The sequence below is a fragment of the Candidatus Ponderosibacter sp. Uisw_141_02 genome (assembly GCF_048087665.1).
Lineage (GTDB): Bacteria > Pseudomonadota > Alphaproteobacteria > Puniceispirillales > Puniceispirillaceae > UBA3439.
In genome coordinates this window covers 495,891-509,992 of record NZ_CP159807.1, presented here as the reverse complement: position 1 = coordinate 509,992, position 14,102 = coordinate 495,891, and the positions used below count along the sequence as shown (strand labels likewise).

14 protein-coding genes and 2 pseudogenes are annotated in these 14,102 nt (G+C 51.4%); 7 read left to right on the top strand and 9 right to left on the bottom strand.

Annotation, left to right across the window (positions count from 1 at the left end; genetic code table 11):
* Positions 1-33: 33 nt before the first annotated feature.
* The 3 genes from proC to ABXT40_RS02550 form a co-directional block, all read right to left on the bottom strand.
* A complete protein-coding gene (proC, locus tag ABXT40_RS02560) occupies positions 34-900 on the bottom strand; it encodes a pyrroline-5-carboxylate reductase (protein ID WP_443646275.1) in 867 nt (288 codons plus the stop codon).
* 5 nt (positions 901-905) lie between these two features.
* Positions 906-1,409, bottom strand: coding sequence for a YbjN domain-containing protein (locus tag ABXT40_RS02555; RefSeq protein WP_443646274.1), 504 nt, complete (start codon positions 1,407-1,409; stop codon positions 906-908).
* A 182-nt stretch (positions 1,410-1,591) separates the two neighbouring features.
* Positions 1,592-1,900 carry an accessory factor UbiK family protein gene (locus ABXT40_RS02550; protein ID WP_443646273.1) on the bottom strand — a complete coding sequence of 103 codons (309 nt, stop codon included), beginning with the start codon at positions 1,898-1,900 and terminating at the stop codon, positions 1,592-1,594.
* Positions 1,901-2,104: 204 nt separating this feature from the next.
* On the opposite strand from ABXT40_RS02550, the gene lgt reads away from it, so the two are divergent.
* From lgt to ychF, 7 genes and pseudogenes are all read left to right on the top strand, one after another.
* Positions 2,105-2,950: a prolipoprotein diacylglyceryl transferase gene (gene lgt, locus ABXT40_RS02545; RefSeq protein ID WP_443646272.1), complete on the top strand. Its 846-nt coding sequence runs from the start codon at positions 2,105-2,107 to the stop codon at positions 2,948-2,950.
* Complete coding sequence (locus ABXT40_RS02540) at positions 2,943-4,121, top strand: class I SAM-dependent methyltransferase (protein ID WP_443646271.1); 1,179 nt, start codon at positions 2,943-2,945, stop codon at positions 4,119-4,121. The genes lgt and ABXT40_RS02540 overlap by 8 nt, the downstream gene beginning before the upstream one ends.
* Positions 4,093-4,944, top strand: coding sequence for a peptidoglycan editing factor PgeF (gene pgeF, locus ABXT40_RS02535; RefSeq protein WP_443646270.1), 852 nt, complete (start codon positions 4,093-4,095; stop codon positions 4,942-4,944). The genes ABXT40_RS02540 and pgeF overlap by 29 nt, the downstream gene beginning before the upstream one ends.
* Positions 4,945-5,142: 198 nt before the next feature.
* A pseudogene (locus ABXT40_RS02530) lies at positions 5,143-6,072 on the top strand (ribose-phosphate pyrophosphokinase).
* 122 nt (positions 6,073-6,194) lie between these two features.
* On the top strand, positions 6,195-6,848 hold the full coding sequence (locus tag ABXT40_RS02525) for a 50S ribosomal protein L25/general stress protein Ctc (RefSeq protein ID WP_443646269.1): 654 nt from the start codon (positions 6,195-6,197) through the stop codon (positions 6,846-6,848).
* A gap of 32 nt (positions 6,849-6,880) precedes the next feature.
* Positions 6,881-7,516, top strand: a complete 636-nt coding sequence (gene pth / locus ABXT40_RS02520) for an aminoacyl-tRNA hydrolase (RefSeq protein ID WP_443646268.1) — start codon at positions 6,881-6,883, stop codon at positions 7,514-7,516.
* Between the two features lie 22 nt (positions 7,517-7,538).
* Positions 7,539-8,639 carry a redox-regulated ATPase YchF gene (gene ychF / locus ABXT40_RS02515; RefSeq protein ID WP_443646267.1) on the top strand — a complete coding sequence of 367 codons (1,101 nt, stop codon included), beginning with the start codon at positions 7,539-7,541 and terminating at the stop codon, positions 8,637-8,639.
* A 268-nt stretch (positions 8,640-8,907) separates the two neighbouring features.
* Here the strand turns inward: ychF and ABXT40_RS02510 are convergent, their stop codons facing one another.
* The 6 genes and pseudogenes from ABXT40_RS02510 to ABXT40_RS02485 form a co-directional block, all read right to left on the bottom strand.
* Positions 8,908-9,663 carry a cytochrome c1 gene (locus ABXT40_RS02510; protein ID WP_443646266.1) on the bottom strand — a complete coding sequence of 252 codons (756 nt, stop codon included), beginning with the start codon at positions 9,661-9,663 and terminating at the stop codon, positions 8,908-8,910.
* A complete protein-coding gene (locus ABXT40_RS02505) occupies positions 9,663-10,889 on the bottom strand; it encodes a cytochrome b (protein WP_443646265.1) in 1,227 nt (408 codons plus the stop codon). Before ABXT40_RS02505 ends, ABXT40_RS02510 begins: the two co-directional genes overlap by 1 nt.
* 39 nt (positions 10,890-10,928) lie before the next feature.
* Positions 10,929-11,490, bottom strand: a pseudogene (gene petA / locus ABXT40_RS02500) (ubiquinol-cytochrome c reductase iron-sulfur subunit).
* 208 nt (positions 11,491-11,698) lie between these two features.
* On the bottom strand, positions 11,699-12,577 hold the full coding sequence (hemF, locus tag ABXT40_RS02495) for an oxygen-dependent coproporphyrinogen oxidase (RefSeq protein ID WP_443646264.1): 879 nt from the start codon (positions 12,575-12,577) through the stop codon (positions 11,699-11,701).
* Positions 12,578-13,750 carry a CCA tRNA nucleotidyltransferase gene (locus tag ABXT40_RS02490; RefSeq protein WP_443646263.1) on the bottom strand — a complete coding sequence of 391 codons (1,173 nt, stop codon included), beginning with the start codon at positions 13,748-13,750 and terminating at the stop codon, positions 12,578-12,580. It abuts the gene before it with no gap.
* Positions 13,751-13,796: 46 nt separating this feature from the next.
* Positions 13,797-14,072, bottom strand: coding sequence for a hypothetical protein (locus tag ABXT40_RS02485; RefSeq protein ID WP_443646262.1), 276 nt, complete (start codon positions 14,070-14,072; stop codon positions 13,797-13,799).
* Positions 14,073-14,102: the final 30 nt, after the last annotated feature.

The window sequence follows — 14,102 nt, the reverse complement described above, 5'->3', positions numbered from 1 at the left end:
TCTAAATAGAGGATATTTTGGCCGTCTTTTGGCCTATTCGCCAAGTTCGATTGACCGTGCTTTTGCCGCGGCAACTGCCTTTGTCATCAAGCTTGCCAACCCATCATCGGCCATCAAAACCGCCAGTGCCGCCGCCGTTGTACCGCCTTTGCTTGTCACATTTTCACGCAGAATAGAAGGTGCTGCATCAACCGCCGCCATCAGCGCGCCAGCGCCACAAACCGTTGCCTTTGCCAATTCAGCTGCCAAATCATCGGGAAGCCCTGCTTTGATGCCTGCCTCGGTCATGGCTTCGACCAGTAAAAAAACATAGGCAGGCCCTGATCCGGACAAAGCGGTGACGCCATCCATCAGGGCTTCATCTTGAACATACACAACCTGCCCGACAGCCGCCAAAAGCTGGCTTGCCAGATTACGCGCTTGATTGGGCGCTTGATTAGGCGCTTGATTGGGCGGCTGATTTGATGCCTGATTTGGCGCATCGGCATAAAGCGCGGTAATGCCTTTGCCAATCGCCGCCGGTGTATTCGGCATCGCCCTAATGACAATCGCCGCATCACCAAGCCGTTGTTTCAACCAGCCTGTTGAAATGCCAGCAGCGATCGAAAGATAGGCGCAATCAGCATGTTTCATCACGCCAAGATTGGCAATGGCGTCATCCATCATTTGTGGTTTAACGGCAAGAACGATCATTGTGCTAACCGTTGCGCCATCGGCAATCGCCGCCGAACAATCGGCATAAAGCCGAACAGTCTTTTGCCCTTGCAGCCAACCAAGATGGGTTTGATGCGGTTCGATTATGGTAAAATTGGCGTCAAGGTTAGTATCGGCAAGCCAGCCTTCCAGCATTGCGCTTCCCATCTTGCCACACCCCAACAGCGTGATCTGCTGCTGCGCCATGATAATTAGGCCTCGCCCTCGGTAGTGAATAAGGCTGCCGCTGCCGCATCACTTGCCGACAGCTGGTTACCCGCCACCTGAAAAATTGCTGGAAAACAATGTTCACATTCGCCAAGCATGATATCGACAACATCTTCAATCTGTTCAGGTGTCGCTCCACCAGCCCCGCGAAGCGGCAAAGTATGCCGCAATTCCAGCTCGCCAGTGCCAATATCGAGTGCCAGATGCCCCATGAATATCTGCTGGTTCAACAATGCGGCAAGAAGCGCGATCTCGCCAAGACGGTCAGTTTCACATTGAACATCAATGCGACAAGTGACTTGCATCGCTTCTTCATTGTTCTGCCACGTAACAGCCAATTGGTAATCACACCATTTGCCCGGCACCTCAACAAGAACCGCATTTTTGGCACGCCGTTGCAACAGCCAGTCCTGATTGGTGACAAAACGCGTGACCAATTCGATGGGATCACCAAGAGGGATATCATGCTGATTTTGGCTAGGTGCCATGCGATGCATTCCAATAATCCGGGTTCGGCTTCATTGCCGATGACCAGCCTTAAAATGCCAAATTCGGAGCGCGCATTCAATCTAATTCAATACAATATTTTGTGGCTCAAACAGACATGACCCACATGAAATTGTGTTTTTCCCGCCTTTTCCGCTGATTCGCGGCGGGTTCAAATCATCGATTATTTTCTAGTCTTTTTTGCTGCTGACTTGGCTTTTTCCACTGGTTTAGCAGCCGCAGCGGCCTTGCCCGCCGACTCGGCCGGTGATGCCATTGTCGATTCGAGAAACGCCAAGCGCGCCGCAAGCGCTTCATGGCGGGTACGAAGCGCGTCAAATTCTTCGCGCGTCACAAGACCGCGGGCATTCAAGGTCCGTTCCATACGCTGGCGAATCAGATTATCCACTTCTTCGCGCATCCCGCCAAAGGCTGACGCCGCACCATTTGCCATTTGCGCAATATCGGCCATGAAATTTGAACGCGGTGCCATGATATCTCTCCTACTCGGTTTTCACCGTCCGGTTTACGCAACCAGTAATTGTTACGATCTTTTCGCGTGACTGATGTTTCTTATCATAGATAATGCCGCTAGAGTAACGTTGCAATCGTTGTTGATGGCGACAAATCGTGTCGCAGATGCATATTTTGATGACAAATGCCATTGTGGTGCTGCTGAAAACCCGAAAGACACGATATGACAATCCAGCCGAAGCCCGTTGAATTTCTCCATAGCGCCATCACGCTTCCTGAATTTAATGTCTTTGCCATTGATTTTGGCGGGTTTGGTATTCGTTGGTATGCGCTTGCCTATATCGCTGGGTTGCTTATAGGCATCTATATTCTGCGTCGTGAAACGCGGTCACCGCATGCGGTGATGACAGCCGACCAGACGGATTGGCTGCTTAATTATCTGTTGGTCGGCATCATTCTTGGTGGGCGGCTTGGTTATGTGTTTTTCTATAATACTGACTATTATCTGGAAAATCCACTTTCGATCCTGCATGTCTGGCAGGGCGGCATGTCCTTTCACGGCGCGTTGATCGGCGTTGGGCTTGCGCTTTTCACGATGGCAAAGCGGCATAATATTGCGTTTCTGGCCTTAAGCGATAGGGTGGCGATGGTCACCCCCATTGGCCTGTTTTTGGGGCGCTTGTCCAATTTCATCAATGGCGAGCTTTATGGCCGCGTTACCGATGTGCCTTGGGCAATGATCTTTCCGCATAGTGATGGCTTGCCGCGCCACCCAAGCCAGCTTTACGAGGCTGGACTTGAAGGGATTTTGCTTGGGCTTGCCATGTATCTATGCTGGCGGCGGGGCTGGCTAAAGGCAACCGGACGGCTGACCGGCCTATTCTTGTTTGGCTATGGTCTGGCGCGGTTTCTTGTCGAGTTGGTACGCCAACCCGATGCGCATATAGGCCTTCTTGCGGGTGGGCTTAGCATGGGGCAGATATTGTCATTGCCGATGATGCTTTTGGGATTATATCTGCTTCGACATGGGTTGCGGCCAAGCCGTGATGAAAGCAGTGATCATGAATGAGCCGCATCCGTCGCAAACTGCAAAAGGCAGCCCCCTATTTGAAGCAATTGCCAGCCAGATTGAACAAGATGGGCCAATATCAGTGGCAAAATATATCGGCCTTGCACTTGGTGATGCGGATCACGGCTATTATCACAAACAAGACCCGTTTGGGGCAGATGGCGATTTTACCACTGCCCCTGAAATTTCCGGCCTGTTTGGCGAGATGTGCGGGCTTTATCTTGCGCATATGGCTGATCTGTGCGCCCTTGGCCAGCCGGCCATTCTAGAGCTTGGCCCGGGTCGCGGCAGTCTGATGGCCGATATGCGGCATGTCTGGTCGCAAATCATGCCGCAACTGGCCAAAGGCCCTGTGCATCTTGTCGAAACCAGCCCCACGCTTCGCCAGCGGCAAAAAGACCGGTTAGCGCCAGCCGATCTTTATTGGCATAAAGATCTTGATGATTTACCAGCCACACCAATTTTTGGCATTGCCAATGAATTTTTCGATGCCTTGCCAATTGATCAAGCGATTTGGCGCGACGGTCAAAATGGTACCGCCGGTTCATGGCGGCACCGGCTTGTTGGGCTTATCGATGGGCGGCTTGGCTTTGTTGATGGCGCACCGCTTAGCAAAGCCGAAATCGACATTTGGCATTTGGCGTCACAACCCACACCAGCCGATGGCAACATTGCCGAATATTGCGCGATGGCGGATGCCTATGTGGCCAAGTTGGCAACACATATTGCATCTTATGGCGGGGCTTGCTTAGTTATTGATTATGGGCGTGATGGGTCAATTGGCGACAGCCTGCAAGCCGTTGCCAATCACCAGCCCGTTGACGTGTTTCACCAGCCAGGAGATGCCGATTTGTCGCATTGGGTTGATTTCAGTGCTTTGCGTCGAACCGCAACAAATTGCGGCGCTCGCCTTGTGGGGCCCGTAACACAAGGTGATTTTCTGCAAGCCATCGGCATTGCCCAACGAACCGAAGCGGTCACAAAACTTGCCGATGCCGAAACAAGGCGCGGCCTTTATGCCGCGGTTGACCGGCTTGTCAGCAGCCAGCAAATGGGATCGGCTTTCAAAGTTGCCATGATACTTCCATCCGGAACCGGCCTGCCCCCGGCTTTGCAGCTGCCGATGATCAAGGATCAACAGCATGATCGCCACGGTGCCAGTCAATCTTAAAGGTGGACCCCAATGTTATCAGCATGCTGGCTGGCAGGATGACGCGGCGCGGAGATGGCACATAAGGCATGGGTTTTTCACCGCCAATGGCGGGGTAAGCACCGGTCTTTATCAAAGTCTGAATTGCGGTTTTGGATCGAATGATGACCCGGCATTGATTGCCGAGAACCGGCGGCGCGTTGCCAACAGCCTTGGGCTTCAACCTGACCAGATGTTTGGCCTTCGCCAAACGCACTCGGCACGCGTTGTGACGATTGACTCGGTCAGCGACGCCAGCATTGATGCTCGCGCCGACGCTGATGCGCTGATCACAAACAAAAGCGGCTATGCACTTGCAATCCTGACCGCCGATTGCGTTCCGGTGCTGTTTGCCGCACCGGAAATGGGGGTGATCGGTGCGGCGCATGCCGGATGGCGCGGCGCGGTTGATGGTGTTTTGGAAGCAACGATTGCCATGATGGCCAAACAAGGGATTGCGCCCGATCAAATCGAAGCCGTCATTGGCCCCGCCATTCAACAGGCCAATTATCAGGTTGGTGATGATCTTCGCTATGCCGTTCTTGCAGCGCATGATGATGCTGAGGTTTTTTTTGACCCCGATCAGGATATGGATGGGAAACACCGGTTTGATCTTCCCGGATTTGTCCAATCCCGCCTTCGCCAGGCCGGGCTGGGCAAAGTGACCGATCTTGGCATTGATACTTATGGCGAATCATCTGGCCTGTTTTCGCATCGTCACGCAACACATGCGGCTTTGCCCGATTCAGGCCGCCAAATTTCGGTGATCGGCCTTGTGCAAAACCCAACCCCAAAAATGACCTAAAAGAGACAATAACCATGCCGCATCTTTATATTTTCCTTGGATTGATGTTTCTTGCATTGATGGCATCTTGCTTTATTTCCTAGGCATGATGCGACAGTTTTTAACAAAATTCTGGCATATCTTCTTGCCCCGTCCGACCGTGATTGCTATAGCAATCGTCCAAGCAAAAGCGGGTCGTCCTACACAGGTTTTTGACGCATGAAGATTTTATCCTGCAATAGCAATCGACCGCTGGCTGAGGCCATCGCCGCCTATTTGGATGTTCCCCTTACCAAAGCCGATGTAAAACGCTTTGCCGATATGGAAGTTTTTGTCGAAATTGGCGAAAATGTCCGCGGTGAAGATGTGTTTGTTGTGCAATCAACATGTTTTCCGGCAAATGACAATGTGATGGAACTCTTGGTGGCACTTGATGCGCTTCGCCGTGGATCTGCTCGCCGGATTACCGCTGTCATCCCTTATTATGGCTATGCGCGCCAAGACCGTAAGTCTGGCCCGCGTACGCCAATCTCAGCGAAATTGCTAGCCAATCTTATCACCTCGGCGGGGGCTGATCGTGTTTTGACGATTGATCTTCACGCTGGGCAGATTTAGGGCTTTTTCGATATCCCAACCGATAATCTGTTTGCCGCACCGGTTTTTGTAAGCGATATCAAAGAACGTTATGACGGCTCGAAACTGATGATCGTATCACCTGACGTTGGCGGTGTTGTGCGGGCGCGGTCATTGGCACGCCGCCTCGAAGCTGATCTTGCCATTATTGATAAACGCCGGCCAAAAGCCGGGGTTTCTGAAGTGATGAATATCATTGGCGATGTAGAAGACCGCCATTGCATCATGGTTGATGATATTGTCGATTCCGGCGGCACGTTATGTAACGCTGCGGTTGCCTTGATGAAAGCTGGTGCGCTTTCGGTTGATGCCTATGTGACACATGGTGTTTTGTCGGGTGGTGCAGTTAGCCGTGTTGCCGCCTCACCGCTGAATTCGCTTGTCACAACCGATTCGATTCCGGCCACTGAAGCGGTTCGGGTTGCCCGCAATATCCGGCAATTATCGATTGCGCCACTTCTTGGCGAAGCGATGCTTCGGATCAATGAAGAACGGTCAGTTTCGACGCTGTTCTAGGCGGCCTTGTGAATCACTGCTGAAAACGCAAAAACGCTTGTATTTTCCCGATAATAAGCCTATTAATCCGCTGCCGCGCACCCCTGGAGGCGCGGTACATTGTTTTTAAAAAGGAGTTAGCAATGTCTGACAATACAACCATTAGCGCAGAACAGCGCGAACGGGTCGGTAAGGGGTCCGCCCGTGCGGTACGCCGTGCAGGTCGAGTCCCTGCCGTCATTTATGGCGACAAAAAGGACCCATTAGGCATCACCCTAGAGACACGTGAGATCACTAAGCTTGTTCATCAGCCCGGCATTTTTGGTCGGCTTTTAGATATTCAGGTTGGCAGCGGTAAACATACTGTTCTAACCCGTGATATTCAGTTTCATCCGGTGACCGATAATGTCCTTCATATGGATTTCCTCCGCGTATCAGGTTCGGCCAAAGTGGCTGTTGCTGTTGCTGTTGAATTTATCAATGAAGACGAATGCCCGGGAATTAAGGTTGGCGGCGTATTGAACGTTGTTCGTTACGAAGTTGAACTGTTATGTCCAGCAACGTCAATTCCGGAAAAAATCACGGTTGACCTTAGCGGTTTGAAGATTGGTGATTCGGTTCATATCAGCACCATCGAACTGCCGGATGGCGTTACCCCGACAATTACCGATCGTGACTTCACCGTTGCGACCATCGCCTCACCTGGCGGCGGCGTAAAGAATGAAGATGACGAAGATGCCGAAGCTGGTGAAGGCGAAGACGCCGGTGCCGCAGACGATAGCGCATCTGACGACTAGGCTTTTGCCGATCCAACCCGAACGGGACAATCATGCGTCTATTTGCAGGACTGGGAAACCCCGGATCAAACTATGCCATGAACCGGCACAATGTCGGTTTTTTGGCTATTGATCGTCTTGCCGACCGGCATGGATGTTCACCGTGGAAAAAAAAGGGGCCATCGCTGATTAGTGATGGCCGCATCGGGTCTGAAAAAATCATACTTGTGAAGCCGCAAAGCTTTATGAACAAATCCGGCTTACCAATTGCCGAGATTGCGCGGTTTCACAAGATCGATACCAATGATATTTTTGTGTTCCATGACGAGCTTGATCTTGCAGCCGGAAAGCTGCGCGTCAAAACCGGTGGTGGCCATGGCGGTCACAATGGGCTTCGTGATATCGACCGGCATATCGGTGTTGATTATTGGCGCGTCAGAATTGGCATTGGTCGCCCCCCGCATGAGGCGATGGATGTCAAATCATGGGTTTTGGCCGATTTCGGCCGTGATGAACAAACGGGCTGGCTGCCAAAGCTTTTAGATGCAATGGCGGATGAAGCCGACCGGCTTGTTGCGCATGATGATTGCGGCTTTATGAGCCGCGTTTCCTATCTTGCACCAGCACCACAGCCAAAAGGCGATAACGGCAAAGACCAACCCGCTGGCGCCGGATCAAAACAAAATTAACCAAAGACAGGATTTACCGGATATGGGATTTAATTGTGGCATTGTTGGCCTGCCAAATGTGGGAAAATCAACCCTGTTCAACGCTTTGACCCAAACAGCGGCGGCCGAAGCGGCCAATTATCCGTTCTGTACAATCGAGCCAAATACTGGACGCGTTGCGGTGCCAGATATCCGGCTTACCGCATTGGCCGAGCTTGCAAATTCGAAAACTGTTATTCCGACCCATCTCGAATTTGTTGATATTGCCGGCCTTGTTCGCGGCGCATCCAAAGGCGAAGGGCTTGGCAATCAATTTCTTGGCAATATCCGCGAGGTCGACGCGATTGCGCATGTTTTGCGCTGTTTTGAAGATGGCGAAATCACGCATGTTGATGGCGATGTTAATCCGGTTCGCGATGCTGGCACTGTTGAAACCGAATTGATGCTTGCCGATATTGATTCGCTTGAACGCCGAATGACGGCGCTGGTGAAAAAATCACGCGGCGGTGACAAGGACTCAAAGGCCGATCTAGCCCTTATGGAAAAGATCTTTGCCCATCTATCAGATGGCCAACCTGCCCGCAGCACCCCCGGCCTGACCGACGATGAGACTGCCCGCCTTCCCCATTTACAGCTATTGACCGCAAAGCCAGTTCTCTATGTCTGTAACGTTGCCGAGAGCGATGCAGCAACCGGCAATGCCTATTGCCAGCTTGTTGCCGACAAGGCCGCTGCCGAAGGCGCCGCCTATGTGATTGTCTCGGCTGCGATTGAATCGGAAATCGCCCAACTTGACGAGGCTGACAAGACTGAATTTCTGGGCGAGCTTGGGCTTGAAGAAGCCGGGTTGGCGCGGCTTATTCGTGCTGGTTACAGCTTGCTTGACCTTTTGACCTTTTTCACCGTTGGCCCAAAAGAGGCACGCGCATGGACGGTTGCCAAAGGCGCAACTGCACCACAAGCGGCAGGTGCAATCCACACTGATTTCCAACGTGGCTTTATTCGGGCGGAGACGATCGCCTATGCCGATTATCTGGCCTGTAAGGGCGAAAATGGCGCTAAGGAAGCTGGTAAATTACGCATCGAAGGAAGCGACTATAAAGTCGTTGATGGCGATGTGTTTCATTTCCGCTTTAACGTCTAGGCCGCCAGTTAGGGTAGCAGTTGAGATAGCCGTAGGGCTAACGCTTAAGCCACCAGCACAGGCGCGATTGCTCATAAGCACCAGCGATATGATCATTTACCAATCATTGCCCACATTTTGCGGCCAATTGCGTTTGGCCATTGGCAGCATTTTGCCAAATCAGCAAAACCTTAAAACAGCTAAGGCGTAAAAGCTGATAAGAAAAAACCCCGTCACAAGAACGGGGTGATTTCTTTTCAATATCTAGCCCCTTAATGGAGCTTGTCGCTTAATGGACGTCAGCCCATACGCGGCGTTTTGCCATATATGACACCACCACAAAGATGCCAAGGAAGAACACCGCAGCCACACCAATGCGTTTGCGGACTTCCATCTTTGGCTCGGCAGCCCACATCAAGAACTGCACCAGATCACTGGAAATACCTTCAATCGAAGCATCAGCATCACCGCTGTAGGTCACATCTTGACCATAGAGTGGCTGGGGCATCGCAATCAGACGACCAGGATAAGCCGCGTTATAATACATGCCGTCTGGCACTGTCATGCCTTCAGGTGCTTCTTTGTAACCAGCAAGAAGGCTGAACAGATAATCTGGGCCATTACCACGTGCCTTGGCAATCAGTGACAAATCGGGTGGCAGGGCACCATTATTGCTGGCACGTGCTGCATTGTCATTGGCATAGGGAGATGGAACATGGTCGGCAGCAATACCGGGACGCATAAACATTTCGCCATCGTCATTCGGGCCGTCCTGCACTTCATATTCGGCGGCAATCGCCTTGATCTCGTCATTGTTATAACCAAGATCGGCAAAATTACGGAATGCAATCAGCTTCATGCCATGACAGCCAGCACAGACTTCACGATAGGCCTGAAATCCACGCTGCATGGCGGCTTTGTCAAAAGTACCGAACGGGCCAGAAAAGCTCCAGTCGCGCTTTTGCAATTCAACATCGCCACCAGCGGCCATCGCTGGGCCTGCCAAAGTCACGGCAAGCAATGCTACAAAAAGACGTTTCAACATTAGGCTGTCCTCCCCGATGATCCGAGCACCGGTTCCGAAATCGATTTCGGCAAAGGTTTGGTTGTTTCAAACATGCTCAACAGCGGCAAAATGGCTAAGAAATGCAGGAAGTACCAAGCCGTCGCAACGCGCGACAGAATGACGTAGATTCCTTCAGCAGGCTTGCCGCCAAGATAGCCAAGGGCGATGGCATTGACAAAGAACAGCCAGAAGAAAATACGGAACAAAGGTCGGAACCGTGCCGAGCGAACAGGTGATCTGTCAAGCCACGGCAGGACAAACAGAACAGCAATCGCACCAAACATCAACAACACACCGCCAAGCTTGTCAGGCACCGCCCGCAAGATCGCATAGAAGGGCAGGAAGTACCATTCAGGAACGATATGCGCCGGCGTCTGCAAGGCATCCGCCGGAATATAATTGTCTGGGTGACCCATTGCATTCGGGAAGAAAAACACAGCCATCGCCAGCAAAAGCAAGAATACCGCAATGCCGAACACGTCTTTGATTGTGTAATAAGGGTGGAATGAAATTGTGTCTTGCGGGCCTTTTGTGTCGATGCCGATTGGGTTGTTTGACCCAAATCTGTGCAAGGCAACAATATGCAGAACCACAACACCGGCAATGATGAATGGCATCAAATAATGCAAGGAGAAGAACCGGTTCAATGTTGCATTATCAACCGAAAAGCCACCCCACAACAGGGTAACGATGCTTTCACCGACATAAGGAATGGCCGAGAACAGGTTGGTGATAACGGTCGCCCCCCAAAAGCTCATCTGACCCCAAGGCAGAACGTAGCCCATGAAAGCAGTTGCCATCATCAGCAAGAAAATAACCACACCAAGCATCCACAGCAATTCACGCGGCGCTTTGTAGGACCCGTAATAAAGCCCCCTGAACATGTGGAGATAAACAACAATGAAGAAGAAACTCGCCGTATTCATATGAATATAGCGAATCATCCATCCATGGTTCACATCGCGCATGATCCGTTCGACTGAGTCGAATGCGTAATCAACATGAGCCGTATAGCTCATGGCAAGCACAATACCTGTCACAATCATGATGGCCAGCGATAGGCCTGCAAGGCTGCCAAAATTCCACATGTAATTGAGGTTTTTGGGCGTTGGATAATCATGCGCTGTATGATGCAACATTGAAAAAACAGGTAGCCGATGATCAATCCATCGTACTACCGGGCTTTTAAACTGAGTGGCAGACATCGTTTTTGCACCTTTAATTTTCAGTGATTAGATAAACAATTAGCCGATACGGACGACCGAGTCGGATAGGAAACTATAAGGCGGGACTTCTAGATTTGTCGGCGCAGGGCCTTTGCGAATCCGGCCTGACGTATCATAATGTGATCCATGGCATGGGCAGAACCAACCATCATAGTCACCACGCACCTCGCCAGTTTTCTGACCAAGTGGAACGCAACCAAGATGCGTACAAACACCAACCAGAACTAGATATTCAGGCTTTTCAGCGCGTGCCGTATCAACTTCTGGGTCACGCAGATCATCGAGATTCGTATCATTTGCACGGGCAATTTCATCGGCGGTACGATGCCGGATAAACACCGGCTTGCCGCGCCATTTCACAGTGATCGACTGGCCAACAGCAATTTTCGAGATATCAACTTCGATATTGGCAAGTGCTAAAGTATCGGCAGCTGGGTTCAACTGATCGATCAGTGGCCAAGCAACCGCTGCAAGCGCCAAGGCCTGCCATCGCATAGGTTGCCACAACGATAAAATCACGACGTCCAGGTTCTTGAACATCACCTTTAGCGGAGTTTTTGTTTGTATCCGAATTAGCCATCTTGTCCTCTTTAACGCTGTTTTCCGAACATGTTATTCGACATGAATAAAAGTCATTTCGATCTTGCGAGATCAAACATGCCGGCTGGCAAAATTTCTCGAAGTTTTCCTAGCATGGTCACGCCCTGTTTTCCTACCCTAATTTTGCATGATTCGCGCAAAAATTTGCCGAAAACTAGCCAGTCTAATGATTTCAAACACCAAAACCATCACGGCCAGCGCACTTCAGGCGGTAAACTCATCAAAATCGCTTCGATATTTCCGCCAGTTTTCAAACCGAATAACGTGCCTCGGTCATAAAGCAAATTAAATTCAACATAACGGCCGCGGCGCACAAGCTGGGCATGACGATCTTCGTCAGTCCAGGGTAAATCCATGCGGCTTTTGACAATCTCGGCATAACCATTTTTAAATGCGGTTCCAACATCGCGGGTAAAGGCAAAATCCTTGGCCCAATCGCCGCTATTCAAATTATCATAGAAAATCCCGCCAGCGCCACGCGGCTCATCCCGATGTGGTAGATAAAAATATTCATCACACCATTTTTTATATTTTGGATAATAATCAGGATCATGGCTGTCACAGGCGGCTTTTAACGCTGCATGAAATTCAGCGCCCGCCGCCGCATCGGGCAAAAGCGGGGTTAAATCGCCACCACCGCCAAACCAGTTTTTTGAGGTCGCAATGAACCTTGTATTCATATGGGCAGCTGGTACATGCGGATTGCGCACATGCGCTACCAATGAGATGCCGGACGCCCAGAACCGGCCATCATCTTCAGCACCGCTGATCTGGCCTTTAAAATCATCTGAAAATGTGCCAAAAACGGTAGAGATATTTACCCCAACCTTCTCAAACACGCGGCCATGCATAAGGCTGATCTCGCCGCCGCCGCCGCCATCACGCTGCCAGTTCTTGCGCGCAAAACGGCCAGCCGGACGATCATCATCCCGGCCGGCATCTTCAATCGTTTCAAAAACTGCGCAAATCTCGTCACGAAGCGTTCGAAACCAGTTGCTTGCGTCAGTCTTTTTCTGCGCAATTGATGGCGTGGATTGGCTTGCTATTGCGGCCATGATTACCTTCATCTAATTTCCAAAAAGCCATTCCAGCAACGTTGCTTTTCCGAGCGTGAAATTCGACGTCACCCAGCGGTGTTCGGCTTCTTTTAACATCTGGCCCAGACCCGGGCCATTGTCAACGCCGTGCGACAATAAGTCTGCCCCGCAGATTGGGTTTTGTGGCGGCGTCCATGCGGTGAATTCGGCAAGGCGCGACGCATCTAGCACTTGGCCATTGCGCCATGATTGAACGGCGAAAAGCAACGCCGCCATATCGCCAAGATAATAGACAGCTTGCCGCCATCTTGCGCCGCTTAACATCGTAATGTCATCTTCGCCAAGTCCACGATCAAGCCGGGTAAGACAGCGTTCTTCAGCGCGGCTTAGCCGCAGCCGCTTTGCCAAAAGCGCGGCTGACCCAGACGGCATGGCCACAGCCAAATTGACCAGCCACGCAAAATCGACATTCTCGCCAAGACCAGCAATCATTGACCCAATGTCATCATCATTTGCCAATCGTGATGGATCAAGCGATAGGCCAAGTGCAGCTTGGTCAATTTTACTGTCTTGCATCAGACCAATGACATCTTTGAGGCGGCCACCAACCATGATGCGCCGCATTTCATTGGCCACACGCTCACCAGACAGGCCAGCGCATAGGCTGCCATATTCGCGCAACGCGTTTTCGGCCTGCGGCTCAATACCCATTGCTGCAAAGCGCGGCAAAAACCGGCAATAGCGAATCATGCGCAAGGCATCTTCTTGTACCCGCAGGCCAGCATCACCAGCAAAGCGCAACCGGCCAGCCTGCAAATCTGCCCTGCCGTCAAGCGGATCAAAAATGCCGCCAGATTTATCAAGATATAAGGCATTGATGGTGAAATCGCGCCGCGCCGCATCACGCGCCCAATCCTGATCATGCGCCACGATTGCATAACGCCCATCGGTTTCCAGATCGACGCGTGTTTGGGTTAATTCGATATGATCATCATCGTCATACAGCGTGATTGTGCCATGTTTCAGGCCGGTTTCAACAACGCGCATGTCGCAAGCCACCATATGACTTGCCACAGTTTCGATTGGCAAATTAATCGCCATATCAATATCACCAACTGGATAATTGGCAAGCCAATCACGAACCGCCCCACCAACAATGCGCGCCTCACCGCCTAGCGCCTGCGCGTGGGCAAAAATTTGCATTACAAGTGGCCGACGCGCCCAATCGGGCAAGCCGCCAAAATCATGGTTACTTCGGCTGCTCAAAACCGCCCCCGGTCACTGTTCCATTTTCAATTTTAGCAGGCGAATAGGTTGCATTCGCCGGTGCGCTATCTGATTCCAACCACCAGACGCCAAGCGCAAACACGACGAATCCGACAAGCGCCCCTAAGATGTAATTATTATTGATCGCTTCAACTGGCTTGCCGGTTTTGATGGCCTTTCGCATCTGCCAGTTTCGTACATATCCCATAACCAGAAACGCCGCGCCAAGGGCGGACAAAATTACCAGTAAGGCTCGCATCTTGAATCCACTCCAATGTTGCTTCTATTT

Bases quoted from the DNA above. Each gene is read 5' to 3' on its own strand.
- proC (WP_443646275.1), bottom strand. From the start codon at position 900: ATGGCGCAGCAGCAGATCACGCTGTTGGGGTGTGGCAAGATGGGAAGC.
- ABXT40_RS02555 (WP_443646274.1), bottom strand. From the start codon at position 1,409: ATGGCACCTAGCCAAAATCAGCATGATATCCCTCTTGGTGATCCCATC.
- ABXT40_RS02550 (WP_443646273.1), bottom strand. From the start codon at position 1,900: ATGGCACCGCGTTCAAATTTCATGGCCGATATTGCGCAAATGGCAAAT.
- lgt (WP_443646272.1), top strand. From the start codon at position 2,105: ATGACAATCCAGCCGAAGCCCGTTGAATTTCTCCATAGCGCCATCACG.
- ABXT40_RS02540 (WP_443646271.1), top strand. From the start codon at position 2,943: ATGAATGAGCCGCATCCGTCGCAAACTGCAAAAGGCAGCCCCCTATTT.
- pgeF (WP_443646270.1), top strand. From the start codon at position 4,093: ATGATCGCCACGGTGCCAGTCAATCTTAAAGGTGGACCCCAATGTTAT.
- ABXT40_RS02525 (WP_443646269.1), top strand. From the start codon at position 6,195: ATGTCTGACAATACAACCATTAGCGCAGAACAGCGCGAACGGGTCGGT.
- pth (WP_443646268.1), top strand. From the start codon at position 6,881: ATGCGTCTATTTGCAGGACTGGGAAACCCCGGATCAAACTATGCCATG.
- ychF (WP_443646267.1), top strand. From the start codon at position 7,539: ATGGGATTTAATTGTGGCATTGTTGGCCTGCCAAATGTGGGAAAATCA.
- ABXT40_RS02510 (WP_443646266.1), bottom strand. From the start codon at position 9,663: ATGTTGAAACGTCTTTTTGTAGCATTGCTTGCCGTGACTTTGGCAGGC.
- ABXT40_RS02505 (WP_443646265.1), bottom strand. From the start codon at position 10,889: ATGTCTGCCACTCAGTTTAAAAGCCCGGTAGTACGATGGATTGATCAT.
- hemF (WP_443646264.1), bottom strand. From the start codon at position 12,577: ATGAAGGTAATCATGGCCGCAATAGCAAGCCAATCCACGCCATCAATT.
- ABXT40_RS02490 (WP_443646263.1), bottom strand. From the start codon at position 13,750: ATGCAAATTTTTGCCCACGCGCAGGCGCTAGGCGGTGAGGCGCGCATT.
- ABXT40_RS02485 (WP_443646262.1), bottom strand. From the start codon at position 14,072: ATGCGAGCCTTACTGGTAATTTTGTCCGCCCTTGGCGCGGCGTTTCTG.